The 24,987-nt window shown below is 66.6% G+C and carries 15 protein-coding genes and 1 tRNA gene; 11 read left to right on the top strand and 5 right to left on the bottom strand.

The window, feature by feature from the left end; all coding sequences use genetic code 11:
* Window positions 1–49 precede the first annotated feature (49 nt).
* The 3 genes from ACW17V_RS11480 to ACW17V_RS11470 are packed head-to-tail and all read left to right on the top strand — an operon-like array spanning window position 50 to window position 3,422.
* Window positions 50–607: a cytochrome c oxidase subunit II gene (locus ACW17V_RS11480; protein ID WP_492105257.1), complete on the top strand. Its 558-nt coding sequence runs from the start codon at window positions 50–52 to the stop codon at window positions 605–607.
* On the top strand, window positions 604–3,102 hold the full coding sequence (ctaD, locus tag ACW17V_RS11475; protein ID WP_492105256.1) for a cytochrome c oxidase subunit I: 2,499 nt from the start codon (window positions 604–606) through the stop codon (window positions 3,100–3,102). Before ACW17V_RS11480 ends, ctaD begins: the two co-directional genes overlap by 4 nt.
* Window positions 3,099–3,422 carry a hypothetical protein gene (locus ACW17V_RS11470; protein WP_492105255.1) on the top strand — a complete coding sequence of 108 codons (324 nt, stop codon included), beginning with the start codon at window positions 3,099–3,101 and terminating at the stop codon, window positions 3,420–3,422. Before ctaD ends, ACW17V_RS11470 begins: the two co-directional genes overlap by 4 nt.
* A 163-nt stretch (window positions 3,423–3,585) precedes the next feature.
* Here the strand turns inward: ACW17V_RS11470 and ACW17V_RS11465 are convergent, their stop codons facing one another.
* Entirely contained in the window at window positions 3,586–3,966 is a 381-nt protein-coding gene (locus tag ACW17V_RS11465; protein WP_492105254.1) for a DUF1622 domain-containing protein, read from the bottom strand.
* Between the two features lie 73 nt (window positions 3,967–4,039).
* Entirely contained in the window at window positions 4,040–5,944 is a 1,905-nt protein-coding gene (locus tag ACW17V_RS11460) for a BCCT family transporter (protein WP_492105253.1), read from the bottom strand.
* A gap of 248 nt (window positions 5,945–6,192) precedes the next feature.
* Here ACW17V_RS11460 and ACW17V_RS11455 point away from each other — a divergent pair, with 248 nt between their 5' ends.
* Window positions 6,193–8,646, top strand: coding sequence for a membrane-bound PQQ-dependent dehydrogenase, glucose/quinate/shikimate family (locus tag ACW17V_RS11455; protein ID WP_492105252.1), 2,454 nt, complete (start codon window positions 6,193–6,195; stop codon window positions 8,644–8,646).
* A gap of 1,080 nt (window positions 8,647–9,726) precedes the next feature.
* Here ACW17V_RS11455 and ACW17V_RS11450 read toward each other — a convergent pair.
* Window positions 9,727–9,803, bottom strand: a tRNA-Arg gene (locus ACW17V_RS11450).
* A 90-nt stretch (window positions 9,804–9,893) separates the two neighbouring features.
* Between ACW17V_RS11450 and ACW17V_RS11445 the strand changes: the two genes are divergently transcribed.
* Window positions 9,894–11,180, top strand: a complete 1,287-nt coding sequence (locus tag ACW17V_RS11445; protein ID WP_492108790.1) for a dicarboxylate/amino acid:cation symporter — start codon at window positions 9,894–9,896, stop codon at window positions 11,178–11,180.
* A gap of 90 nt (window positions 11,181–11,270) precedes the next feature.
* On the opposite strand, the gene ACW17V_RS11440 is transcribed toward ACW17V_RS11445, so the two are convergent.
* Window positions 11,271–11,531, bottom strand: coding sequence for a helix-turn-helix domain-containing protein (locus ACW17V_RS11440; RefSeq protein ID WP_492105251.1), 261 nt, complete (start codon window positions 11,529–11,531; stop codon window positions 11,271–11,273).
* 330 nt (window positions 11,532–11,861) lie between these two features.
* Here ACW17V_RS11440 and ACW17V_RS11435 point away from each other — a divergent pair, with 330 nt between their 5' ends.
* Window positions 11,862–12,524 (top strand): FadR/GntR family transcriptional regulator, encoded by a 663-nt coding sequence (locus ACW17V_RS11435; protein ID WP_492105250.1) that lies wholly within the window; start codon window positions 11,862–11,864, stop codon window positions 12,522–12,524.
* Here ACW17V_RS11435 and ACW17V_RS11430 read toward each other — a convergent pair.
* On the bottom strand, window positions 12,495–13,088 hold the full coding sequence (locus ACW17V_RS11430) for a gluconokinase (protein ID WP_492105249.1): 594 nt from the start codon (window positions 13,086–13,088) through the stop codon (window positions 12,495–12,497). The genes ACW17V_RS11435 and ACW17V_RS11430 overlap by 30 nt on opposite strands.
* 158 nt (window positions 13,089–13,246) lie before the next feature.
* On the opposite strand from ACW17V_RS11430, the gene ACW17V_RS11425 reads away from it, so the two are divergent.
* The 5 genes from ACW17V_RS11425 to ACW17V_RS11405 all read left to right on the top strand — a co-directional run bounded on the left by ACW17V_RS11425 (window position 13,247) and on the right by ACW17V_RS11405 (window position 24,981).
* Window positions 13,247–16,267: a glycosyl hydrolase family 28-related protein gene (locus ACW17V_RS11425; protein WP_492105248.1), complete on the top strand. Its 3,021-nt coding sequence runs from the start codon at window positions 13,247–13,249 to the stop codon at window positions 16,265–16,267.
* Window positions 16,268–16,410: 143 nt separating this feature from the next.
* Window positions 16,411–19,419, top strand: coding sequence for a glycosyl hydrolase family 28-related protein (locus ACW17V_RS11420; protein WP_492105247.1), 3,009 nt, complete (start codon window positions 16,411–16,413; stop codon window positions 19,417–19,419).
* 138 nt (window positions 19,420–19,557) lie between these two features.
* The gene (locus ACW17V_RS11415; RefSeq protein WP_492105246.1) at window positions 19,558–22,512 is read left to right on the top strand and encodes a TonB-dependent receptor plug domain-containing protein; all 2,955 of its coding nucleotides are present in this window, start codon (window positions 19,558–19,560) and stop codon (window positions 22,510–22,512) included.
* 107 nt (window positions 22,513–22,619) lie between these two features.
* Entirely contained in the window at window positions 22,620–23,693 is a 1,074-nt protein-coding gene (locus ACW17V_RS11410; RefSeq protein WP_492105245.1) for a LacI family DNA-binding transcriptional regulator, read from the top strand.
* Complete coding sequence (locus ACW17V_RS11405; protein ID WP_492105244.1) at window positions 23,686–24,981, top strand: MFS transporter; 1,296 nt, start codon at window positions 23,686–23,688, stop codon at window positions 24,979–24,981. The genes ACW17V_RS11410 and ACW17V_RS11405 overlap by 8 nt, the downstream gene beginning before the upstream one ends.
* Window positions 24,982–24,987: the final 6 nt, after the last annotated feature.

Here is a 24,987-nt window from a genome sequence, read left to right as displayed (position 1 = left end):
CCACCCGGCCGGGCCCGCCGCCCGAACCATCGCCCAGATCTGGTGGATAATGGTGGCCGGGGCCGCCGTCATCTTCGCCTTCGTTATGGTCCTCGTCGCCTTGGCGTTCTTTCGCGCGCGGGCGCCCGTCGACGAAGTGCGGCACGAGCGCCTGTGGATCATCAAGCTCGGCATCGCCTTCCCCGCCGTCGTGCTCCTGGCGCTGCTGGCCTATGGTCTGGTCGCCGGCGAATCCCTCTTGCCGCGGCAGGGCCCGGACGTAGTCAGCGTCAGAGCGGAGGCTCGCCGTTCGCAGTGGACGTTCGGCTATGGCGACGCCCCGGGACGGGTGACCGAACACGTGCTGCACATTCCCGCCGGCCGGCCCGTCGATGTCTCCATCACCTCGACCGACGTGATCCACAGCTTCTGGGCGCCGCGCCTCGCCGGCAAGCTCGACGCCATTCCCGGCCACGTGAACGTCCTGCGTATCGAGGCCGATGCGCCGGGCGCCTATGCCGGTCGCAGCGCCGAGTTCAGCGGCGTCGGCTACGACCAGTTCGCCTTTACCGTCGTCGCCCACGACCCCGCTGCCTGGGAGCGCTTCATCGGAGGCGGCACGCCATGAACACGCTCCAGCGCCACCGCAAACTCACCGCCATCTGGTCGTCCGAGCCGGGCGCGCGCGCCTTGGTTTCGACCGTCAACCACACGGATCTGGGCCGGATGTTCCTGGCCGTGTCGTTCTTTTTCTTCCTGGTCGGCGGCGTGCTGGCCATGCTGATCCGCGCCCAGCTGGCGACGCCGCAGTCGGCCTTCGCCGGGCCGGAGATCTACAACCAGATCTTCACCATGCACGGGACCATCATGATGTTCCTGTTCGCCATCCCGACCTTCGAGGGGCTGGCGATGTACCTGCTGCCCAAGCTGTTGGGTACGCGTGATCTCGCCTACCCGCGGCTCTCGGCCTACGGCTTCTGGTGTTATGTCTTCGGCGGCACGATGATGCTGGTGTCGATGGTGCTGGGCATCGCGCCGAACGGCGGATGGTTCATGTATCCGCCCCTGACCGGGGCGATCTATTCACCGGGGATCAACACCGATTTCTGGCTGATCGGCATCACTTTCGTCGAGATTTCCGCGATTGCGGCGGCGGTCGAGATCACCGTCTCGATCCTAAAATACCGCGCGCCCGGCATGGCGCTGGACAAGATGCCGATCTTCGCCTGGTACGCCCTGGTCACGGCGCTGATGATCCTGACGGGGTTCCCGCCCCTGATCCTGGGCTCGATCCTGCTGGAGCTGGAACGGGCCTTCGGACTGCCCTTCTTCCAGGCCGAGTTCGGCGGTGACAGTCTGCTGTGGCAGCACCTGTTCTGGCTGTTCGGCCACCCCGAGGTGTACATCATCGTCCTGCCGGCGGCGGGGGTGATCTCGACCATTCTGCCGGTCATGTGTCGAACGACGCTGCTCGGCTATGGCTGGATCGTGGCCTCGGCGACGGGGCTGGCCTTCCTGTCGTTCGGCATCTGGGTCCACCACATGTTCACGACGGGCATCCCGCACATGGGGCTGGCCTTCTTCTCTGCCGCCTCGACCCTGGTGGCGGTGCCGACGGGGGTCCAGCTGTTCGCCTGGATCGGCACCATGTGGAAGGGCAAGCCCAGCCTGCGGATGCCGATGCTGCACCTGCTCGGCTTCTTCTTCACCTTCGTCATCGGCGGACTCACCGGAGTCATGGTCGCGGTCGTGCCGTTCGACTGGCAGGCGCACGACACCGCCTTCGTTACGGCCCACCTGCATTATGTCCTGTTCGGCGGCTTCGTCTTTCCGATCCTGGCCGGGCTCTACTACTGGATGCCGCATGTCAGCGGCCGTGCGCGGTTCTTCCGGCTGGGTGAGCTCGCCTTCGCTCTGGTCTTCATCGGCTTCCACGTCACCTTCCTGGCCATGCACTGGGTCGGTCTGATGGGGCAGCGGCGCCGGATCTCGACCTATCTGCCGGAGAACGGCTGGACGACCATCAATCTGATCTCGTCGATCGGCAGTTTCGTGCTGGCCATCGGCATCGCCTTGGTGATCGTCGACCTGGTGCTGCATGCCTTCACCGCGCGGCGCAGCCGCCGCGATCCATGGAAGGCCGGCACGCTGGAGTGGGCGATGATGACGCCGCCCCCGGCCTATAATTTCGCCAGCCTGCCGCACGTGAACAGTCGCCAGCCGCTCGCCGACGATCCCGAACTGCCGATCCGCCTAGCGCGCGGCGAGGGCTATCTTTCCGAACCCGAACAGGGCTGGCGAGAAAGCCTGACGGTCGAGATCGCGACCGGCAAGCCGGACTTTCACGTCATCTACCCGACCAATACCCGCCTGCCGATCGTGATGGCGGCGGTTACCGGGGTGTTCTTCGTCTCCCTGCTGCTGAAGTTCTACTGGACCGTTCCGCTCGCAGTGGCGGGGGTGACGATCCTCTCCTGGCGATGGGCCTGGTCGCTGGGGCAGAAGACCGATCTGCCTGCACGCGCGATCGGCCAGGGTTTGAACCTGTTCAACGCCACCCAGGTCGGGCGTTCGCCCAGCTGGTGGGGCTCGGTCTTTCTGCTGACGGCCAATGCCACCTTCTTCGGCTCGCTGCTGTTCGGGTTCGCCTTCCTCTGGACCGTGGCCCCGGCCTGGCCCCCGCCGGCCTGGTTTGGGGCCTCGCTGGTCGAGCTGGCTCTTGGCATCCTTGGAGCGGGTCTGGCTGTGGTGTCGATCCGCCGGGCCGCGGGGGCCAATGCCCGGGACGGAAAGCCCCAGGGCGGAGAGATCCGCATCTGGCTGGGTCTGGCCTTCCTGGGCGCGCTGCTCATGGCGGCGGCCGCGCTCGGCATCGTGGTGCGCGCCCCAACGCCGGCCAACCACGCCTATGGGGCGACGCTCCTGGTGCTGGGCGGCTATGCGCTGTTCCACGCCGCGCTTGTGGCCCTGATGGTGGCGTTTCTGGCCGCCCGCGTGGTCCGAGGTTTCACCTCGCCCCGACGTCATGCGGAGTTTCCCGTGGTGACCCTGTGGGTCGACTACCTTGCCGCGACCTCAATGCTGATCCTCGCTGTGGCCCATCTTCCCGGGATGCTGGCGTGAAGGACATTATCCGGATCCTGATCGCGCCTCTGGTCTGGCTGGCCAGTTTCAGCGCAGCCTATGGCCTGCATGGCCTGATCTGCGGGCACGGGATCGACGGCATGATCTTCGGCGTCCTCTCCGTCCCCCGCGTACTGTTGGCGGGGGGCTATGTGCTCGCGATCCTGATCCAGGTGGGACTGGTCTGGGCTCTGCATTCCGAGCGTTTCAGCTCGCCATCGCCCTTCGTGCGGTTCGTCAGTCGCGTCACGGGCTGGGTCGGACTGGTGTCCGCCGTCTGGGCCCTGCTGCCGACGGTGACGACCACCTACTGCCTCTGAGTCGCGGTCGCCGCGTCGGTCGGCCCCGACACGCATGCGGGCTCGAAAAACTGAGACGCGGCCCACCGGTCAAAGGCTCCGCTTGCCTGTCGGGGGCGGGAGTGTCCGGCTGATCTGGGATGGCGAGCGGGCGCAACGGCGAAAGCACCCTGATCGTGAAGGATCAACGCTGAGCCGGCTGGCGCCTTTCCAGTCGCTCGGCCCGGCGCCAGGGCCAGCATCCTTCGATCTCTGTCTCCAGCGCGAAGCTTAGGAACGTCCGGATCAGGATAATGAGACCGAGCAGCCCGACCGTCTCGAGCGTGAGCGGGGCCGTGATCGTGCTGATGATGTCGGCCCCGACCAGGAGCTCCAGCCCGAGCAGAATGCCGCGCCCGAGGTTGGCGCGATAGTTCGTATAAGCATCTCGCCAGTCCCGATCGCGGGCGCCCTTGACCAGAAAAACCAGCGTTGCGAGCCCAACGGCCCCGACGATGATGCCGGCGCCGAGCAGCTCAAGAAGGACCGCGAACGGCTGAATAAAGGCGTGCGCCCCGCTCAGCATGGGTCCGTCCCTTCATGACCGGGACCGGGCGGTTTTGGGGCCGGTGTCGCCACTCGGACGGCGCTAGACTGCATCAGCCCCTCCGCCAGCGATGCAAGTGGTCGAGCACATCGGCGACGATCTGTTCGCGCGTGAAACCGGTCAGGTCGCGGGGCCGCTCGATCCCGTTGGAGCGGGCTGACAACCGCCACTCCATCGCTCGGCGGCCCTCGGGGGCCTCCAGTGCGGTCAGGGCCGGACGGGGACGCTCCAGAGCGTCCAGCCGGTAGTGAAACGCTTGTCCGCTCTCAGTGGCGGCAGTCAGGGACAGTCCGGCCGGGTCGCGGGTGATGCTTGCGTCCAGCCCTTCGGCCGCCAGTCCCTCCCGCACGCGTTCGAGCGCGGGCTCGCCTGTCTGCTTGATCTGGTGGTCGATGTCGCGGCGGCTGGCGGGCGACAGGATCCGCCGCAATTGGCTGGCCAGAGGGGGTCCTTCGGTCTCGACCGTCCGTCCGGCCAGATCGGCGTTCATCTGACGCACCAGCCCGGCGGCCAGCAGGATCATGATGACCGCGAAGGGCAGGGCCGCCACCAGCGTCGCGGCCTGCAGGGCTCCAAGGCCTCCGGCGAGCAGCAGAACGGCCGCGGCCAGGCCCTCCAGCGAACACCAGTAGACCCGCTGCCAGCGTGGGGTCTCATCCGCGCCGCCGGACGCGATGGTGTCGATGACCAGCGACCCCGAATCGGCTGAGGTGATGAAGAAGACCGCCACCAGCAGCACCACCAGCGTCGAGGTGATCGCCGTGCCCGGGAGTTCTTCGAGGAACTGGAAGATGGCGGTCGACAGGTCTGTGGTCACCGCCTCTGAAATGGCCCCCGCCGCTGCGCCCATGTCGAGACTGATGGCGGTATTGCCGAAGATCGTCATCCACAGGAAGGTGAAGCCGGTCGGGACCAGCAGCACACCGATGACGAACTCCCGCACGGTACGGCCGCGCGAGATCCGGGCGATGAACATGCCGACGAACGGTGACCAGGCGATCCACCACGCCCAGTAGAACAGCGTCCAGTTCGCCATCCAGCCGCGCGGCTCATAGGCGTAGAGGTTGAAGGTCCGGACAAAGAAGTGGTCCAGATACAGGCCGAAATTCTGCACCAGCGCCTTCAGCAGGAAGCCGGTCGGCCCGACCGCCAACACGAACAGCATCAGCACTACCGCGAGGACAAGATTCAGCTCCGACAGGCGCCGCACGCCCCTGTCCAGGCCGGTAAGAACCGAAGCGGTGGCGGCGGCCATCACCAACGCGATCAGTCCGACCTGAATCCAGGGCGTGTTGGGCAGGCCTGTCAGATAGCTCAGGCCGCTATTGATCTGGGACACGCCCAGTCCCAGGGAGGTGGCGATGCCGAACAGGGTGCCGCAGATGGCGAAGATGTCGACCGCGTCGCCGATCGGTCCGTTAACTCGCTTTCCCAGCAACGGGGCCAGCCCGGAGCGCAGCGTCAGGGGCAGCCCTTTGCGGTGCGCGAAATAGGCCAGGCTCAGGCCCACCAGCGCATAGATGGCCCAGGCGTGCACGCCCCAGTGGCTGAACGTGATGACCATAGCCTCTCGGGCCGCGTCGAAGGTTCCGGGCTGGGCCTCGGGCGGACTGGCGTAGTGCTGAATCGGCTCGGCGACCGCGAAATACATCAGCCCGATGCCCATGCCGGCGGCGAACAGCATGGCCAGCCACGAGAGGTAGGGGAAGTCCGGTTCGGACTCATCGGGGCCGAGCTTCAACGCCCCGGTCGGACCCAGGGCCAGGGCCAGCACGACCAGCAGGAATCCCGCCACCGAGGCGATGTAGAACCATCCGAAGGTGTCGATCACCCATGACTGCGCTGTCTGGAACAGCCGGTCGGATTCCCCGGGTGCGGACACGGCGATCGCCAGCAGGAGCCCGACAATCAGGCTGGCTCCCCAGAAGACGCGCGGGTTCATCTTGGTCTTGAGCATGGGCCTATAGCGTGACAGCTCGGCCAAGGTTGCGAGGACGGCCAGGTCAGGCCGCAAAACATGGACCTCGGCGCGGCCGCCACGTGGGCGGTTGGGCGCGAATGCTCTGTCGCCCAGGCATCATTCGATGCGGATCACGAATACCGCGTGGGGACGTTGAATCCTCCCGCTCATGCGCCGCAAGCGTGGAACCGGTCCGCGCGCCACCGGTTCATATCGTGCGGTAAAGCTGGTCGAGGGGTTTGCAAATGACGTGGATGGACAAGCGTGGGGGACCCGCCAGCATCGCCGTACGCCTTTTGGCCGCTCTGTTTGTTATCATCGGTCTGGTGCTGACGGTGGGCGGCGCGTGGCTGCTGTGGCTGGGCGGCTCGTCCTATTATCTCCTCGCCGGTCTGGGGCTCGTCGCCTCGGGCGTCATGCTGTGGCGGCTAAGCTTGGTCGGGGCCTGGATCTATGCCGGCGTGTTCGTCCTGACGGTGCTCTGGGCCCTGTGGGAGGTTGGGCTGAATGGCTGGGCCTTGGTGCCCCGCGTAATCGCGCCGGCCGTTCTGCTCGTTCTGGTGATCGCCGCCTTGCCCGTGCTGGACACCCGCCGGGGCGGACGGCTGGCATTTGGAGGGGCCGCGGTGTTCGTCTTCTTTGCATTGGTTTCCGGCGTCGTTGTCGCCCAGGCCAACCGGCCGATGCAGCCCGCCGTTCCGAAGACGCCTGCGCTTGCCGCCATGTCCGATCCTTCGCTTCGCGCCGTCGGAGCCGACTGGCCCGCCTATGGCGGCACCGAGGCCTCGCGGCGCTATTCGCCGCTGAGCCAGATCAACCGCGAGAATGTCGGCCAGCTGGAGCGGGTCTGGACCTTCCGCACAGGCGACACCCCGGAGGAGAAATGGGGCGCCGAGACGACCCCGCTGAAGATCGGCGACACGGTCTATCTGTGCACCGCGCGGAATATCCTGATCGCCCTCGACGCCCGCACCGGCCGCCAGCGGTGGCGCTATGATCCCGAGGTCTCGGACGACTGGATCCCCTATACCGCCGCCTGCCGCGGCGTGGCCTATCACGACTCAGCGGCGTCCGCGCCGTCGGCGGGCGGTCCCGCCAACCCGATGCGGGCCCCTCCCACGCTTGTGCCTGGTGCGGCCAACGCCGCCTGCGCGACCCGGATCATCGAGGGTACGCTGGATGGCCGGCTGATCGCCGTCGATGCTCGTACCGGCCGTCCCTGCGCCGGTTTCGGGATCAATGGCTCGGTCGACATCAAGGTAGGCATGGGCGACGTCATCCCCGGCATGGTGTCGATCACCTCGGCTCCCACCATCGTCCAGGGCGTAATCGTGACCGGCCACCAGGTGCTGGACGGCCAGTACCGATCCGCGCCGTCGGGCGTGATTCAGGGCTTCGACGCCGTGACCGGCGAACTGCGCTGGGCTTGGGACATGACGCGCCCGGACCTCACAGGGCGCCCGGCGGAGGGCGACACATATACGCGCGGCACCCCCAATATGTGGACCACGGCGTCGGGCGATGAGCAGCTGGGACTGGTCTATCTGCCGATGGGCAACTCCGCCGCCGACTACTACAGCGCCGACCGTTCCGAGGCCGAGAACCGCTTCGCCACGGCCCTGGTAGCGCTGGACGTCAACACCGGGCGCCCGGCCTGGTCTTTCCAGACGGTGCGCAAGGATGTCTGGGACTACGACCTCGGATCTCAGGCCACGCTGATCGACTATCCCACGGCGGCGGGCACGGTTCCGGCTCTCGTCCTGCCCAGCAAACAGGGCGACCTCTATATTCTTGACCGTCGCACCGGTCGGCCGCTGACGCCCGTCGAGGATCGTCCCGCGCCTGAGGGCGGTGTGGAGCCGCAAGAGCGAGCCCCGACACAGCCTTTCTCTCGCTTCCATACCCTGGCGAAGCGCGACCTGACCGAGCGTGACATGTGGGGCATGTCGCCGATCGACCAGATGATATGCCGGATTGGCTTCCGCCAGGCCGCCTATGACGGCATCTATACGCCGCCCACCAGCGACCGGCGCTGGATTCAGTATCCCGGCTACAACGGCGGCTCGGACTGGGGCGGGGTGGCGGTCGATCCGCGGCGCGGCTGGATCATCGCCAACTACAACGACATGCCCAACTACAACCGGCTGGTCCCGCGCGCCGAGGCCGACGCCAAGGGCTGGGTCCCCCATGGTGATCCGCGGGCCGAGGCGGGTGGGGCCGAGGGGGCCGGCGATCCGCAGGTCGGCGTGCCCTACGCCATCGACGTCAACGCCGGCTGGCGGATGGGCGCGACGGGCATGCTGTGCAAGCAGCCGCCCTACGGCGGCATTCGGGCCGTCGATATCCGCACCGGCCAGACCGTCTGGGATCGGCCGCTGGGAACGGCGCGCAAGAACGGCCCCTTTGGCATCCCGTCGATGCTGCCGCTGGACATCGGCACGCCCAACAACGGCGGGTCCGTAGTCACCGCAGGCGGACTAATCTTCATCGCCGCCACTACCGATGACCTTATCCGCGCGATCGACATCGAGACCGGCGAGACCGTGTGGTCCGAGGTCCTGCCAGCGGGCGGGCAGGCCGGGCCGATGGTCTATGAGCTGGACGGGCGGCAGTATCTGGTCCTGATGGCGGGCGGGCACCACTTTATGGAGACGCGGGCGGGAGACCACGTGATCGCCTGGGCCCTGCCTCGGCGATAGGTGGCCATCCAAGCTAAGGTCCAGCATTCGGACATTCGGCGGCGTTCCACCCAGCGGACCTTCCGAACTTCGGCAAGGGGTGGATGTCGGACCTAAGCGGGCTGGTGGCGTTCCTCGTCCCATTCCACCGGACCCCATGTCTGCGCGTCCGCCCAGGCTTTGGCTTCTGCGATCGTCTCGAAATCGGGGGAGGATTCCACATGATAGAGCACGCCATCGGGTCCTAGCGGTCGTGGCGGTCCAGGAGGTGCTAGCTCGTGGTCGTGGGCGTCCCGAACATGCTCGACTTCATCCAGAGCCCAAAAGTGTTCTCGGTCGAAATTGCATGCCGATATCACGACCCGCTGACGCACGGTTCCGTCGTACAACCAGGTCCCGGCAAGGACGGGTTCGCCGGAGAGATCGTCAATGGCCATATCCAACGGTTACCCTGATCGAGATCGAACTTGAATAGCCTGCTTAGGGTGGGAAGCGGGCCTTGGCCCGTTAGTGTAGGAAGCTCGGCGGGAGCGCCGCCCACCCGAGCGCGGCGCATGAGGCTTGCGTGTCACAGCGCGATCCACCGATGATTGTCGGCATTGGCAATTGGATAGCAAGGCAGAGGACTACCCAACGGTAGGCGCGACGTCGCAAAGCGATCCATGATCCGATGATGCCGAGCGCGGCAAAGCCTATATCCAGAGCAGATAGGACCGCCCACCCATCGGGCCGCACTTGGTGTCGAACTAGGTATGCGAGGTAGTCGCCCGACCCAACTGAATGCAGCGCAGACACCAGTGCGAAACCGCTCGCCAATGCCCAGAGGCCGATCGTAGCTGCCTTCATGGTTTCACCCAGGGTACTCGGTGGAAGGTCAAGCTTAGCCTCAGATCCAAGGTCCGCAACGGGTCGGGAGCGGAAGAAAGCGCGAGGGCCACATCCGGACCTTTCGCACTGTGTCCAATGTCCGGTTCTTGGAGCGATCCCAAGGTCCGCAATTGGCGCAATGCTACCGTTAGGATTAAGTGATTGAGAACGCCTCTCATTATGGCCAGCGTTAGGTTGGCATAGGGTCAGCGTTAGGTTGGAACGACAAGTTTTTGGCGGCCCGGAAGGGACTCGAACCCCTGACCTTCGCTTTAGGAAAGCGCTGCTCTATCCTGCTGAGCTACCGGGCCGCGCGCCGCGCGGGCGCAGGGTCAATAGCGCAGGATGGCGGGCTTGCGAACCCCGTCTGAGAAGGGGACGCAATGGGGCTGCTGGATCGTCTGAAGTCACTGTACGTGCAGGTGCTGATCGCCATCGCGCTGGGCATCCTGGTCGGAGCGCTTTGGCCAACGGTCGGCGTGGCGCTCAAGCCGCTGGGTGATGGCTTCATCAAGTTGATCAAGCTGGTCATCGCGCCGGTGATCTTCTGCACCGTGGCCGGCGGCATCGCGCGGATGGGCGACATAAAGTCATTCGGACGGGTGGGGGTGAAGGCCCTGATCTATTTCGAGGTGGTGTCGACCGTCGCTCTGGTGATCGGGCTGATCGTCGGGCGGGTGGTCCAGCCCGGGGCGGGGTTCAACATCGATCCGGCCACGCTGGATCCGGCCATAGCCGCTGGCTATCTGGCCAAGGCCCATCAGGGCGAGGACATGGTCGCCTATCTGCTGCACCTGATCCCCGACACCTTCTTCGGCGCCTTCGCCGAGGGCAATCTGCTGCAGGTGCTGGTGATCTCGGTGCTGACCGGCTTTGCCTGCACGCGCCTGGGTCCGTTTGGCGACAGGGTGGCCGATGGTCTGGAAGACCTGGCCAAGCTGTTCTTCGGCATCATCCACGTGGTGGTGCGGTTCGCGCCGCTGGGCGCCTTCGGGGCCATGGGCTTTACGATCGGCAAGTACGGGCTGGAAGCCCTGGTCCAGCTGGGCACCCTGGTGGCGACCTTCTATCTGACCGCCCTGATCTTCGTGCTGGTGGTGCTGGGCGGCATCGCGGCGGCGGCCGGGTTCTCGATCCTGAGGTTCCTGGCCTATATCCGCGAGGAGCTGCTGATCGTGCTGGGCACCAGTTCGTCGGAATCCGTCCTGCCCCAGATGATGGAGAAGCTGGAGCGGTTGGGCGCGCGCAAGTCGGTGGTGGGGCTGGTAATCCCCACGGGCTACAGCTTCAATCTGGATGGCACCAATATCTACATGACCCTGGCCACCCTGTTCCTGGCCCAGGCGACCAACACCCACCTGACCCTGTGGCAGGAGTTGAGCCTGCTGGGCGTGGCCATGCTGACCTCGAAAGGCGCCAGCGGCGTCACGGGGGCGGGGTTCATCACTCTGGCGGCGACCCTGGCCGTGGTGCCCGACATCCCGATCGCCGCCCTGGCGGTGCTGGTCGGCGTCGACCGGTTCATGAGCGAGTGCCGGGCCCTGACCAATCTGGTCGGGAACGGCGTGGCCACCCTGGTTGTGGCCCGCTGGGATGGCGCCCTGGATCGCGATCAGTTGGCGCGCGAACTTCGGCAGGGTCCCACCGCGACGGTGGCGCTGGTCGAGGGCAAGGCCGACGCAGACTGAGGAGCGGGCAGGGGGCAAGCCCGGCTTGGATAGGTTCTCAGCCCAATGCGCTCATTCGCTGAGCGTGTCGGAGCGTCTGAAGGTCGCGGCTTAGCGGGCGGCGGATCGCACACCCTGCGTCAGAGCCTGCGCCGCGATCGCGGCCTGGGTTCGGTTGTGGACGTTGAGCTTGCGCATCAGTGCGGTCATGTGGGCCTTGACCGTGGCCTCGGCGATGCCGAGGTCGTAGGCGATCTGCTTGTTGAGCAGGCCTGAATTGACGCCTTCGAGGACCTTCAGCTGGGTGGGAGTAAGCCCGCCAAACGCTGTTTCCAGATCCCGGTCGATAACGCGGACTTCCGTCGTAGTCATTCCTGAGCCCCCTTGATTTCGTCCCCGCGCAGCCATCCTACGATGGTGCGACGCCCGTCATTCTTGTCTGCCGATCGTTGTCGGTGATTCCGGGTCGTGTCTGGCGATGGTAGCGCTATCTGTTGGACAAGTTCAAGTGGTTTTGACGATGTGAGCGTGAACATCGCGCCTTGTGGTCTCTCGCGCTCAAACCTGTCATACAGGTTTGAGCGCGAGAGGGCGTCTTGTGAGCAAGGGCCAGTCGATGCGAACCTGTTGCGCAAAAAGTGTTTTCTCGACGCGACGGTGACGCCAGGTCGATTTGGAGACCGAAGGATGAGTGAGGGCCGCTTGGCCGACCGGGCCTATACGGGCATCGTGGAGATGATCAACGACGACGGTCTGGCCGTCGGTGATCGTCTGCCTTCCGAGGCCCGCCTGGCGGAGATCTTTGGCATGTCGCGCACCGTCGTGCGCGAGGCGCTGGTCCGACTCGCGGCCGACAGCATCACCGAGGCGCGGCGTGGGGCGGGGTCTTTCGTCAAGAACCGCCCATCTGACAAGCTGGGCGCCTACATGCCGCTGTCCGAGTTGCCGTCGACGCTCGGGAGCTACGAGGTGCGCTTCGTTCTCGAGGCCGAAGCCGCGCGGCTGGCGGCGGCGCGGCGGTCCGCCGAGGAGATGGCCAGTATCGAGGAAGGCCTGTCGCAATTGCGCGCCGCGCTCCTGTCCAACGCGCCGGCCCATGTCGAGGACATGGAACTGCACCGCCGCATCGTGCTGGCCACCGCCAACCCCGCCTTTCTGAGCGCCTTCGAGGCGCTGCAGCCCGATGTCGACCGGATCATGCGCGCCGGCGTCGGTATTTCCCGCTCAAGGCCGCCGGCGGCCATAGGCGAGATGATGCGCGAGCACGAGATGATCGTCGAAGCGATCCGCGCCCAGGACGGCGACGGCGCGGCCCTGGCGATGCGTTGGCACCTGTCACAGGGGCGGAAACGGCTGATGCCCTGACGGGCGGCCGATCCGCCCGCTCTGGCTGTCACTCGCCTTCAGCCAGGTCAGCGTGGCGTCGCGCAGATCACGGGGCGAAGCGTCGGCCGCGAAGAGGGTGGCTGCTTCATCCGGCCCCGGACGCTCCAATGCTGCCAGCTGACTGCCCAGCAGACTGGCGGGCATATAGTGACCGGTCCGAAGATCGAGGCGGCGACGGAGTTCGTCGGGGCTGGCGTCCAGCAGGACGAACCGGGTGGGCGCGTCTATCGCGGCGCGAAGGCGGTCGCGATAGACGCGGCGCAGGGCCGAGCAGGCCGCCACGACGGTTCGGCCCGACGCCAGGGTTTGGCCCATGGCGCCGCCCAGCCGATCCAGCCAGGGCCAGCGGTCTTCGTCGGTGAGGGGCTGGCCCGCGCGCATCTTGGCGATGGCGGCCGCAGCGTGAAAATCGTCGCCATCCAGAAAGGGACAGTCCAGCGCTTGGGCCAGAACGGTCCCGAGGGTCGATTTCCCGCTCCCGCTGACCCCCATGATGATGATGGCGACAGGCGCGGATCCGGCTTGGCGTGGCGGCGGCTGCAAGCGGCTTCCTAAGGCTCATCGGCGACCAGATGTCGAGCCGAACGGTGGGAGCACCGGTTCTAGAGCCAAGCTGAAACAGCGTGAACTACGACCATGGTCGTGGATGGCGACCCGCTTTGGACGCCTTATCCGTCGTTGAGCAAACTCAGGGAAGCGGCATGAGAGTAGTCATACTGGCGGCGGTGATCCTTGTATCCGCGTCGGCTTCCGCGTTCGGGACGATGGCCCAGACCCGGTCGGTCTATCTCAGCGCCCCCGATGATCCGCGCGCGATCACGGTCAAGGGCGTGGGCGACGGCCGGGCCGACGACACCCAGGCCGTCCAGACCGCGATCGACGCCGCGCGAGACAAGACCGGGCACGGCGTGGTCTTCCTGCCGTCGGGCCGCTACCGCCTGAGCCGCAGCATCCTGGTGCCGCCCGGCGTTCGGATCTTCGGCGTCGGCGCCACGCGGCCGGTCTTCGTGCTGGGCGCGAACACGCCCGGATTCCAGAAGGGCGTGGGCACGATGATCGTGTTCACAGGCGGCGACCAGTACAGCGTGGGCAAGGTGCCCGTACCGGTTCCGACCGCGGTCGGGGCCAAGGAAGAGGTGCGCGACGCCAATTCCGGGACCTTCTATTCGGCGCTGAGCAATGTCGACATTGAGATCGGCGCCGGCAATCCCGCCGCGGCCGGGGTGCGGTTCCGCATGGCACAGCACGCCTTTCTCAGCCACATGGACTTCCGCCTGGGCTCGGCCTTCGCCGGCGTCTATCAGGCCGGCAACATCATGGAGGACGTCCACTTCCACGGCGGCCGCTATGGCATTGTCACCGAGAAGACCTCTCCGGCCTGGCAGTTCACGCTGATCGACTCGACCTTCGATGGTCAACGCGACTCGGCGATCCGTGAGCATGAGGTCGACCTGACTCTGGTCAATGTCGCGATCAGGAATACGCCCGTCGGCATCGGGATCGACGAGGGCTACAGTGACAGCCTGTGGGGCAAGAACGTCCGCTTCGAGAATGTTTCGAAGGCCGCGGTCGTTATCTCCGCCGAGGACAACGTCTTTACCCAGGTGGGCTTCGACAACGCCGTGGCGTCCAACACGCCGGTGTTCGCCCGCTTCCGCGACAGCGGCAAGACCGTGGCGGGCAAGGGACGCGCCTATCGGGTGAAGTCCTTCACCTATGGGCTGACGCTGCCGGGCCTGGGCCAGATGGGCGAGTACAAGACCTTGTCCGACATCACCGCGCTGCCGACCATGCCGGCGGCGCCGCCCTCGGCCCTTCGCGCCCTGCCGCCGGTCGCGGACTGGACCAACGTCAAGACCCTGGGCGTGAAGGGCGATAGCGAGACCGACGACACTGCCGCCCTGCAGAAGGCGATCGATAGCCACCGCGTCCTCTATCTGCCGACCGGCTTCTACAAGGTGTCCGACACCCTGAAGCTGCGGCCCGACACCGTTCTGATCGGCATGCATCCGGCGATGGCCCAACTGGTCATCCCCGACAACAACCCCCGCCATGCCGGGGTCGGCGCAGTGACGCCCATCCTCGAGACGCCGCGTGGAGGCGACAACATCCTTGCCGGGATTGGTCTTTTCACCGGCCGCATCAATCCCCGCGCCTCGGCGCTGCTGTGGCGGTCGGGCGAGGCCTCGCAGGTCACGGACGTCAAGATCATGGGCGGCGGCGGCACGCCCACCATGGACGGCAAGTCGCTGGGCGCGGCCCAGGCGCGCAGCGGCGATCCGGTGGCCGACGGCCGCTGGGACGCGCAGTATCCCAGCATCTGGGTGACGGATGGCGGGGGCGGGACCTTCGCCAATGTCTGGAGCCCCAACACCTTCGCCTCGGCCGGCTTCTACATCTCCGACACCAGCACGCCCGGCCATATCTATGAGGTGTCGGTCGAACACCACGTGCGCAACGAGTTCGTCCTCGACAACGTCCAGAACTGGGAATTCCTGGCGCCGCAGACCGAGCAGGAGGTCGGCGACGGCCCCGACGCGGTGTCGCTGGAGATCCGCAACTCGCGCAACATCCTCTTCGCCAACTATCACGGCTACCGGGTGACGCGATCCTACCACCCGGCCGAAACGGCGGTGAAGCTGTTCAACTCGTCGGACATCCGTTTCCGCAACGTCCACATCAACGCCGAAAGCGGCATCGCCCTGTGCGGCGCGAGCGGCTGCGGCACGACCCTGCGGGCCAGCAAGTTCCCCTTCGAGAACGCGATCCAGGACAAGACCCGCAGGCTGGAGGTGCGCGAGCGGGAGTTCGCGGTGCTCGACGTCACGGGTGAACCCGCGCCGCCCGCTCCGGCCGGCGAGGGGAAGGTGCGGAAGCTGGAGACCGGCTTCTGGTCGATATCAGGCGCGGCGGTGGGCGCGGACGGCGCGCTCTATTTCGTGGAGAAGCGTTTCCAGCGGATCTATCGCTGGACGCAGGCGCGGGGGCTGGAAGTGGTGCGCGACTACGCTCTCGACCCGGTGAACCTGGCGGTCGATCGCTCGGGCAAGCTTCTGGTGCTGTCCTCGTACGGTCCCGAGGGAAGCGTCTATTCGATCGATCCGGCCGGGCCCAAGGACCAGCTGACGATGATCGCGGCGACGCCGTCGGCGGCGCGACCTGACGCCAGGACGCTCTTGCCGGTCAACTGGTGGAACAATGGCGAGTTCAAGGATCAATACGATCCGTCGACAGATCACTTCACCACCCTGGCCGAGATGTTCGCCCGCGACGCGGGCGCGCCGAAGGCCAGGGCCTATGTCTCGCCCGATGGCAGCCTTGTCCTGCCGGCCTTCCGTGTTTGGGAGCAGGGACCGCCCGACCATGTCGGCTGGCGTTGGTCCGACACCCTCCAGACCCATGGCCTCATCGGGGCAGGGCTTGGCGAGCGGGTGTTCGTCACCAACGGGTCCGAGAACCGGACCTATAGCGGCAAGGTCGGTCCCGACGGCGCCCTGACGGATCTGAAGGTGTTCGCCAACAGGGGCGGGGAGAGCGTCGCCGTCGATGGCCAGGGACAGGTGTTTGTCGCCAATGGGCAGATCTTCAGATACGCGGCCGACGGCCAGCCCACCGGACGCATCGACGTCCCCGAGCGGCCGCTGCAGCTGATCTTCGGCGGACCGGACCGGCGCACGCTGTTCGTCCTGACGCACCACTCGCTCTACGCCGTCACGCCGTGATGCGCGGCGCCCGCTGAGTTTCCCTTCCGCTGACCGGCAGGTGCGCCGGTCAAGCGTCCACCACCACCCCTGACTGGTCCCGGCCTCGCGCCGGGACACTTTTTACGAGGTTTGCAATGCGAAGCTGGGTGGCGAAAGGACTCATGGCCTTGGCTCTGCTGCTCGCGGGCGGCGCCCAGGCGGCCCCTTCGGAATCGGCCTTTGCGGTCGCGCCGGACGATCCCCGCGCCGTGCGGGTCCGCGCGGTGGGCGATGGCCGCGCCGATGACAGCGCCGCGCTGCAGAGCGCGATCGACCAGGCCGCGACCAAGGATGGCGGCGGCCTGGTCTTCCTGCCTTCGGGCCGATACCGGATCAGCAGGACGATCTTCCTGTGGCCGGGGGTGCGGGTGTTCGGGGTCGGCGCGAGCCGTCCGCTGATCCTGCTGGGCGACGCCACGCCAGGGTTCCAGAAGGGCCTGGCCAACATGGTGATCTTCGCGGGCGCCAAGGTGGATCCGTCGCGTCGCGTGCCGTTCCCGCCGCCGGGCAGCGTGCCCTTCAACAAGAACATCGCCGACGCCAATCCGGGCACCTTCTACTCGGCGATGAGCAACATCGACTTCAAGATCGGCGACGGCAATCCGGCCGCGACGGCGATCCGTTTCCATGCCGCCCAGCATGCCTATCTCAGCCATATGAGCTTCGACATCGGGTCGGGCCTGGCGGGTCTGTATCACGTGGCCAACGAGGCTGAGGACCTGCATTTCAAGGGCGGGCGCTACGGCATCCTGGCCGAGAAGACCTCGCCGGCCTGGGGTTTCGTGCTGCTCGACTCGACCTTCGAAGGCCAGCGCGACGCGGCGATCCGCGAGCATGAGGCCCGCCTGACCCTCGTCAATGTGACCTTGCGCGACACGCCCGTCGGTATCGAGATCGACCGGGGCTATGGCGACTGGCTGTGGGGCAAGGATGTCCGGTTCGAGAACGTCTCGAAGGCCGGGGTGGTGATCTCCAACGAGGCCAGCGTCTACACCCAGGTGGGTTTCGAGAACGCAACGGCCACCAACACCCCGGTGTTCGCCCGCTTCCGCGACAGCGGCAAGACCGTGGCCGGCAAGGGAGCCGTCTATCGTGTGGCGGCCTTCAATCATGGCCTGACCCTGCCTGGCCCGGGCCAGATGGGCGAGACCAGGACCCGGATGACGGCGGAGGCTGTCGCGACCCTGCACGCGCCTCGGAGCTCGGCGATCCGCGCCCTGCCGGCGGTGGCCGAGTGGACCAGTGTCCGCACGCTCGGCGCAAAAGGTGACAACGCCACCGACGACACCGCCGCCATCCAGAAGGCGATCGACATCCATCGCGTCGTCTATTTCCCGGCCGGCTTCTATGTCGTCAGCGACACTCTGCGGCTGCGGCCCGATACGGTGCTGATCGGCCTGCATCCCAGCCTGACCCAGATCGTGCTGCCCGATCGCATGCCGGGCTATCAGGGCGTCGGCGCGCCCAGGGCGCTGGTTCTGTCGGGGGCCGGGGGCGACAACATCGTCTCGGGGCTGGGCCTCAATACCGGCGGGATCAATCCCCGCGCCACGGCCCTGCTTTGGACGGCTGGCGCCAATTCGATGGTCAATGACGTCAAGTTCCAGGGCGGCCACGGCACCAACCTGTATGACGGCTCGCGCTTCAATCCCTACAACGCCAACGCCACGGCCGACGCCGACCCGGCCAAGCGCTGGGCGGGCCAGTATCCCAGCCTGTGGGTGACCAACGGCGGCGGCGGGACCTTCGCCAACATCTGGAGCCCCAGCACCTACGCCTATTCGGGCATCTATATCTCCGACACCCAGACGCCGGGCCATATCTACCAGGCCTCGGTCGAGCACCACGTGCGTTCGGAGATCAGTCTCAACCGGGTCGCCCACTGGGAGCTCCTGGCCGCGCAGACCGAGGAAGAGGCGGGCGAGGGCGAAGACACCGTCTCGCTGGAGATTCGCGACTCTCACGACATCCTGGTCGCCAACTATCACGCCTACCGCGTCACTCGGACGCGCAAGCCGGCGTCGGCGGCGGCCAAGATCTATAACTCGCACGACATCCGGTTCCGCAACATGGCGGTGAACTCTGAAAGTGGCCTGGGGGTCTGTGACGACAACGGCTGCGCCACCTTCTTGCGTCTCAGCAAGTATCCCTACGACAACGCCGTCCACGACGTCACCAGCGGCCTTGCGGTGCGCGAGCGCCAGTTCGCGGTGCTGGACCTTCCCGCCGATCCGCCGCCGGTCGCGCTTTCCGTCTTTCCGGCCGGCGCCCGCGTGGAGAAGCTGGCTGACGGCTTCCATTCGCTGGGCGGCGGCGCCGTCGACGCGGCCGGGACGCTCTACTTCACCGACCGCCGTCACCAGCGCATCTACAGCTGGTCGGATCAGCGCAAGCTGTCGATCGTACGCGATAACACACTGGATCCCGTCAGCCTGGCGGTCGACGCGTCGGGGAACCTGCTGGTGCTGTCGTCGGACGGTCGCGACGGGTCGGTCTACAGTTTTAGGCCAGGCAGTCCCGACACCGAGGTCACGGTGATCGCGCCGACCCCGGCGGTCGAACACCCGGGCGCGGCGACCGTGCTGCCGGTAAACTGGTGGAACAACGGCGAGTTCAAGGACCAGCTGGATCTTGCGACCTATCAGTTCACCACCCTGGCGGAGATGTTCGCCCGCGACATGGCGCTGCCCAAGGCCCGGGAATATGTCTCGCCCGACGGCAGCCTGGCCTTGCCGGCCTATCGGGTCTTCCAGCAGGGCCCACCGGATTACCGGGCGATGCGGTTCTCGGATGCGCTCGACACCTATGGCTTCACGACAGCCAAGCCTGGGCAAAGGGTGTTTGTCACCAACAGCTCGGAAAACATCACCTACAGCGGCCTAGTCGGACAGCATGGCGCGATCACAGATCTGAAGCCCTTCGCCAATCGCGGCGGCGAGAGCGTCGCGACGGACGGGGAGGGCCGTGTCTATGTCGCTAACGGCCAGGTGTTCGTCTACGCCCCGGACGGTCGGGAGCTGGGCCGCGTGGACGTTCCCGAACGACCCCTGCAACTGGTCTTCGGCGGTCCCGGCGGGCAGACGCTGTTCGTCCTGACCCACCAGGGCCTGTACGCGGTGCGACGGCCCTGAGGGGGCTTGGCCGGCCGCTCGCCTCGACCCGGGACCGCCGACCTACGACCATGGTCGTAATGGTTAGCGCCTCACTTGTCTGACAGCTTCGCGACAGGCCATCGCAGATGGACTCAACGAAAAACGGAGGGCTGCAGGATGAGTGCTTTGGGTCGGACGCGACGGGGATCGCGCTTTTTGAACGTGTTGTTCGCGACGAGCGCGGTCGCGATGATCGCTTCGGCGGGATCGGCCAGCGCGCAGACGGCCCCCGCATCGTCGGAGCCCGACGCTACGGCCCTGACCGAGATCGTGGTCACCGGCACCCGCATCCGATCCACCGGCTTTACGGCGCCCACGCCGACCCAGGTGCTAGGTCAGGCCGATCTGGAGCGAGCCGCCCAGCCGAACATCTTCACCGCCATCACCCAGCTGCCTTCGCTGCAGGGATCGACCGGCGCGACCACGGGCACGTTCAGCACCTCGAGCGGCGCGCAGGGCCTGAGCTCGTTCTCGCTGCGCGGCCTTGGCACCATCCGCACCCTGACCCTGCTGGACGGCCAACGGGTCGTGCCGGCCAACGTCACGGGCGTTCCCGACATCAGCCTGTTCCCCCAGTTGCTGGTCGAGCGGGTCGACGTGGTGACCGGCGGCGCCTCGGCCTCCTACGGCTCGGACGCCGTCGGCGGCGTCGTCAACTTCATCACCAACAAGCGGTTCGTGGGCTTCAAGGCCAATGTCATGGCCGGGATCACCACCTACGGCGACAACGAGCAGTATCTGGCCCAGGTCGCGGCGGGGAAGTCCTTCATGGACGACCGCCTGCACGTCCAGGTCAGTGGCGAGTATGACCAGGAAGAGGGCGTTCCCGCCGGCGGCTTCGGCGAAGACGCGCCCGGCAGCCGCGACTGGTACACGACCGCCACCCTGGTCAATCGCGGGATCACCAATGACGGATCGCCGCAGTATCTCTACCGCGAGCACGCCCAAGCCTATCAGTACACCAAGTACGGCCTGATCAGCGCCGGGCCGCTGCAGGGCACGGCCTTCGACAAGAGCGGCAATCCGTTCAAGTTCCAGTACGGCTCCAATGGCGTGCCGTCCAAGGCCGCCAATGGCGCGGTGATCGGCTGCTACACGTCGGGCGGTTTCTGTGTCGGCGGCGACCTGTCGGGCAATGTCGGCATCGGGACGTCGCTGCAATCCAAGATCAAGCGCATGAACACCTACACGCGCGTCGGATTTGATCTGGACGCCGACAACGAGATCTATGCGACCTTCAACGCCGCTCGCGTGGAGAGCAGCAACCAGCCCAACCCGGGCGGGGCCACCACCGGCCTGACGATGCAATGCTCGAACCCGTACCTGCCGGCGTCGGTCGTGGCGGCCTGCGCGGCCAACGGCATCACCAGTTTCACCTTCGGCACCAGCAACGCCCTGTTGCCCCGCAACATCTCGGTCCATCCCACGCGGACCCAGTATCGTCTCGTGCTGGGCGCCGACGGCAAGTTCGACGCTCTGGGCAAGGAATGGCGCTACGACGCCTATTTCACCCATGGGCAGAACACCACGAACATCCACGTTCGCGACATCATGCTGAACCCGCGTTACCGCCAGGCCATCCAGGCCACGCTGGTGGGCGGTCAAATCGTCTGCGCCGACCCGGTGGCTCGCGCCAATGGCTGCGCGCCGATCAACGTGTTCGGCGGCCAGACGCCCAGCGACGCGGCCCTGGCCTACATCACGCCCAAGAACGGCCCCTATCAGCACTCGGTGCAGAAGCAGGACGTCGCCAGCATCAACTTCAGCGGCGAGCCCGTCTCTTTGTGGGCCGGCCCGGTCTCCCTGGCGTTCGGCGCCGAGTACCGCCGCGAACAATACCACGTCAAAGGCGACCCCTACGGCGACGGCTCGGCGGACTCGCCCAACACGGCTGAATATCCGGCCGATCCGATCCTGAATGCGTCGGGCTCGAACTGGTACGCGGGCAATTATCACTCCGGCGCCGGCAAATACACGGTCAAGGAAGCCTACGCGGAAGTGAACCTGCCGCTGGTCAATTCCGAAGCCGCAGGCAGGGCCAACCTGAACTTCGCCGGTCGCTGGACCGACTACAGCACCTCGGGCACGGTCTATACGTGGAAGGTCGGCGCAACCTGGAACACGCCGGTCGAGGGTGTCCGCCTGCGGGCGGTGACGTCGCGCGACGTTCGCGCGCCGAACCTGTCGGAGCTGTTCGCCGCCCCGGTGACCACCACCTTGCCCAACTTCACCAATCCGTTCACCGGCAGCGCGCTGCTGGTTCTTCAGAACGTGGTGGGCAACCCCAACCTGAAGCCCGAGATCGCCAAGAACACGACGCTCGGTGTCGTGCTGTCGAACCCGGAATGGCTGCCGGGCTTCAGCGCTTCGGTCGACTGGTACAACATCGTGCTGAACGGCGGCATCTCCAGCCTCAGCGCCCAGCAGGTGGTGAACTTCTGCTATACCGGCCTGACGCAGTTCTGCAGCGCCTTCAACTTCGCCCCGGCGAGCGGCACGCCCTACGTCAACTCCCAGACGTTCAACCTCGCCTCGATCAAGACCAGCGGCTTTGACATCGAGACGAGCTACCGGTTCGAGCTGCCCAACGTGCCGGGCCGCTTCACTGCGCGCGGCCTGGCGACGAACACGCACAAGTTCGTCACCAACCCGGGCATACCCGGCGCGATCGCGAACGACTCCGCCGGTCAGAACTCCGGCGCCACGCCGGACTGGAAGTTCCTGGCCATCCAGTCCTGGGACACCGATCGCTTCGCCTTCAGCGTCCAGGAACGCTGGTTCAGCGACGGGACGTTCGGCAACCAGTACGTCACCTGCGGCGCCGGCAACTGCCCTGTGTCCACCAACAACAACCCGACCATCGACTACAACCACATGAGCGGCGCCACCTATGTCGACATCAGCGGCTCATACAAGTTTGGCAAAGGTCTGCAGGCCTATTTCAAGGTCGACAACCTGCTAGACCGCGAGCCGACGCCGTCGCCGCAAACCAACACCGGTCTGGACGCCAATCCGGCGCTTTATGATCTGCTGGGACGTTTCTACCACGTGGGCCTGCGCTACAGCTTCTAGCGCCACCCTGGCGCCCTGCCGCGGTTCTGCTCAAATGCAGGCTGCGGCAGGGACCATCGGACCCACACGCCGCTGCAGCTTTGGCGGACTCTAAAGAAGGCGATCCTTTGAGCAGGCCAGACCGCGCCCGGGGCGCGACCATTGTCGATGTCGCGCAACTGGCCGGCGTCTCGCGCATGACCGTGTCACGCGTGATCCATCATCGCGCCACGGTGCGCGAAGAGACGCGCCAGGCGGTTCTGGCCGCGATCAGCGAGCTGAACTACGAGCCAAACCTGGCCGCCCGCAACCTGGTCATGGCCGGCGAACTGCGGATCGGGGTGATCTATTCCAATCCCAGCGCCGCGTTCATGAGCGACTTCCTGATAGGGGTGTTCGAGGAGGCCACCAGCGCCGGAGCCCGGCTGATCCTGGTGCGTGGCGAGAACGGCCAGGCCCCGACGCCCCAGGAGTTGCGGAGACTGCTGGGCGCCGGTGTCCACGGCGTGGTCCTCGCGCCGCCCCTTGGCGAGTCCGTCGTCGCGCTGGACATGCTCCGCGCCGCCCATCTTCCCGTCGCCGTTGTCGCCGCTGGGCGTCCCGTGAGCGACGCGATCAATGTGCGCATTGACGACCGTCACGCCAGCCAGGCCATGACCCGGCACCTTCTGGACCTCGGCCATCGGCGGATCGGCTTTATCGCCGGAAATCCCGACCAGACCGCCAGCGCTGAGCGTCTGGATGGCGCGCGCGCGGCGATCGCGGCGGTCCAGGGCGCCGAGCTGGTGCTGGCCCAGGGCGCTTTCACCTACGCGTCTGGCCTACGCGCCGCCGAACAACTGCTTGACGCCGACCCGCCGCCGACCGCCATTTTCGCTAGCAACGATGACATGGCTGCGGCGGCTGTTTCGGTGGCCCACCGGCGCCACCTTGATGTGCCGGGCGACCTGACCGTGGTCGGGTTCGATGACACCACCGTAGCCACCACGCTGTGGCCCCCGCTCACCACCGTACGCCAGCCCGTGCGGCAGATGGCGGCCGTGGCCCTGGATCGGCTGATGCGCGCCCTGCGATCGACCGAGCCATCCGCCGAGGCCTCCGCCGATTATGTCCTGGACCACGCTCTGATCGAGCGGGAATCCACCGCTCCTCCACGCGCGCCCGCAGGCGCGAAAACCCACCAAAGGTCATCCGATGCCTGAACCGTCCCTCGACATGGAGCGCGCCACGGTCGGGCGGGTGACCCGGCGGCTGATGCCGCTGTTCTGCCTGATGTACCTGATCGCCTATATCGACCGGCAGAACGTGTCCTACGCCAAACTCGACATGGTTCAGGCCCTGGGGCTTACCGAGGCGGCCTATGGCCTGGGCGCGTCGCTGTTCTTCATCGGCTATTTCCTGTTCGAGGCGCCGGCGAACCTGATCCTGGCCCGGGTGGGCGCGCGGGTCTGGTTCGCGCGGATCATGTTCACCTGGGGGCTGGTCACCCTGGCCCTGGGCTTCACCCAGAACGCGACGATGTTCTACGTCCTGCGGTTCCTGCTGGGCGTCACCGAGGCGGGGTTCTTCCCCGGCGTACTCTACGTTTTGACCCTCTGGTACCCGCAGGCGCATCGCGCGCGGATGGTGGGTCTGTTCATGATCGCCAGCGCCGCCGCCAACGCCCTCGGCGCGGCGCTGGGCGGGCTGCTGCTGGATCTGGACGGCCTTCTGGGTCTGGCCGGCTGGCAATGGGTGTTCCTGGTCACCGGCATGCCGGCCGTGCTGCTGGCGCCCTACGTGCTGTGGCGCCTGCCCGATGGTCCGACCCAGGCCCGTTGGCTGCCGGAACCGCAGAAGGCCTGGCTGGCTGGGGTCCTGGACTCGGAGCGGGGCGGGGTGGTCGATGATCATCGCGGCGCCTGGAAGGCGATCTTCGATCCCCGCGTGCTGTTGCTGGCGGGCCTCTATATCGGCATGCCGCTGGGCGCCTACGGCCTCAGCTACTGGCTGCCGACCATCGTCAAGTCGTTCGGCGTCTCCAACACCGTCAACGGGTTCATCAATGTGATCCCGTGGATCTTCGTCGCCCTGGCGCTGTGGCTGGTGCCGCGCCACGCCGCGCGCCATGGGGCCAGCGCCTGGCACATCGCCGGACCTACGCTGCTGGCCGCTGTCGCCCTGATCCTGAGCGTTATCCTTCCGGGCGCGGCGCTGAAGTTCGCCATGCTGTGCATCGCCGCGCCGGCGATCTTCGCGGCCCAGCCGGTGTTCTGGAGCCTGCCGCCCAGCTTCCTCAGCGGCCCCCGGGCGGCGGCCGGGATCGCGGCGATCAACGCGATCGGCAATCTGGGAGGCTTCATTGCCCAGAACCTGGTGCCGATGGTGCGCGACGCGACGGGCAGCAACCTCGCGCCCATGCTGGCCCTGGCCGCCGTGCTGCTGGTGACCAGCGGGCTGATCTTCGTCGCCATGGCCCAGCTGGACAGGACGCGGGCGCGCGCAAGCTGAGTCTCG

The sequence above is a fragment of the Caulobacter sp. FV2ye17ST genome (genome assembly GCF_058680955.1).
The sequence above is the reverse complement of the archived record's forward strand: the minus strand, read 5'-3'. Positions and strand labels throughout refer to the sequence as shown.

Bases quoted from the DNA above. Each gene is read 5' to 3' on its own strand.
- ACW17V_RS11420 (WP_492105247.1), top strand. From the start codon at position 16,411: ATGGCCTTGGCTCTGCTGCTCGCGGGCGGCGCCCAGGCGGCCCCTTCG.
- ACW17V_RS11455 (WP_492105252.1), top strand. From the start codon at position 6,193: ATGACGTGGATGGACAAGCGTGGGGGACCCGCCAGCATCGCCGTACGC.
- ACW17V_RS11405 (WP_492105244.1), top strand. From the start codon at position 23,686: ATGCCTGAACCGTCCCTCGACATGGAGCGCGCCACGGTCGGGCGGGTG.
- ACW17V_RS11480 (WP_492105257.1), top strand. From the start codon at position 50: ATGGTGGCCGGGGCCGCCGTCATCTTCGCCTTCGTTATGGTCCTCGTC.
- ACW17V_RS11415 (WP_492105246.1), top strand. From the start codon at position 19,558: ATGAGTGCTTTGGGTCGGACGCGACGGGGATCGCGCTTTTTGAACGTG.
- ctaD (WP_492105256.1), top strand. From the start codon at position 604: ATGAACACGCTCCAGCGCCACCGCAAACTCACCGCCATCTGGTCGTCC.
- ACW17V_RS11465 (WP_492105254.1), bottom strand. From the start codon at position 3,966: ATGCTGAGCGGGGCGCACGCCTTTATTCAGCCGTTCGCGGTCCTTCTT.
- ACW17V_RS11440 (WP_492105251.1), bottom strand. From the start codon at position 11,531: ATGACTACGACGGAAGTCCGCGTTATCGACCGGGATCTGGAAACAGCG.
- ACW17V_RS11460 (WP_492105253.1), bottom strand. From the start codon at position 5,944: ATGCTCAAGACCAAGATGAACCCGCGCGTCTTCTGGGGAGCCAGCCTG.
- ACW17V_RS11425 (WP_492105248.1), top strand. From the start codon at position 13,247: ATGAGAGTAGTCATACTGGCGGCGGTGATCCTTGTATCCGCGTCGGCT.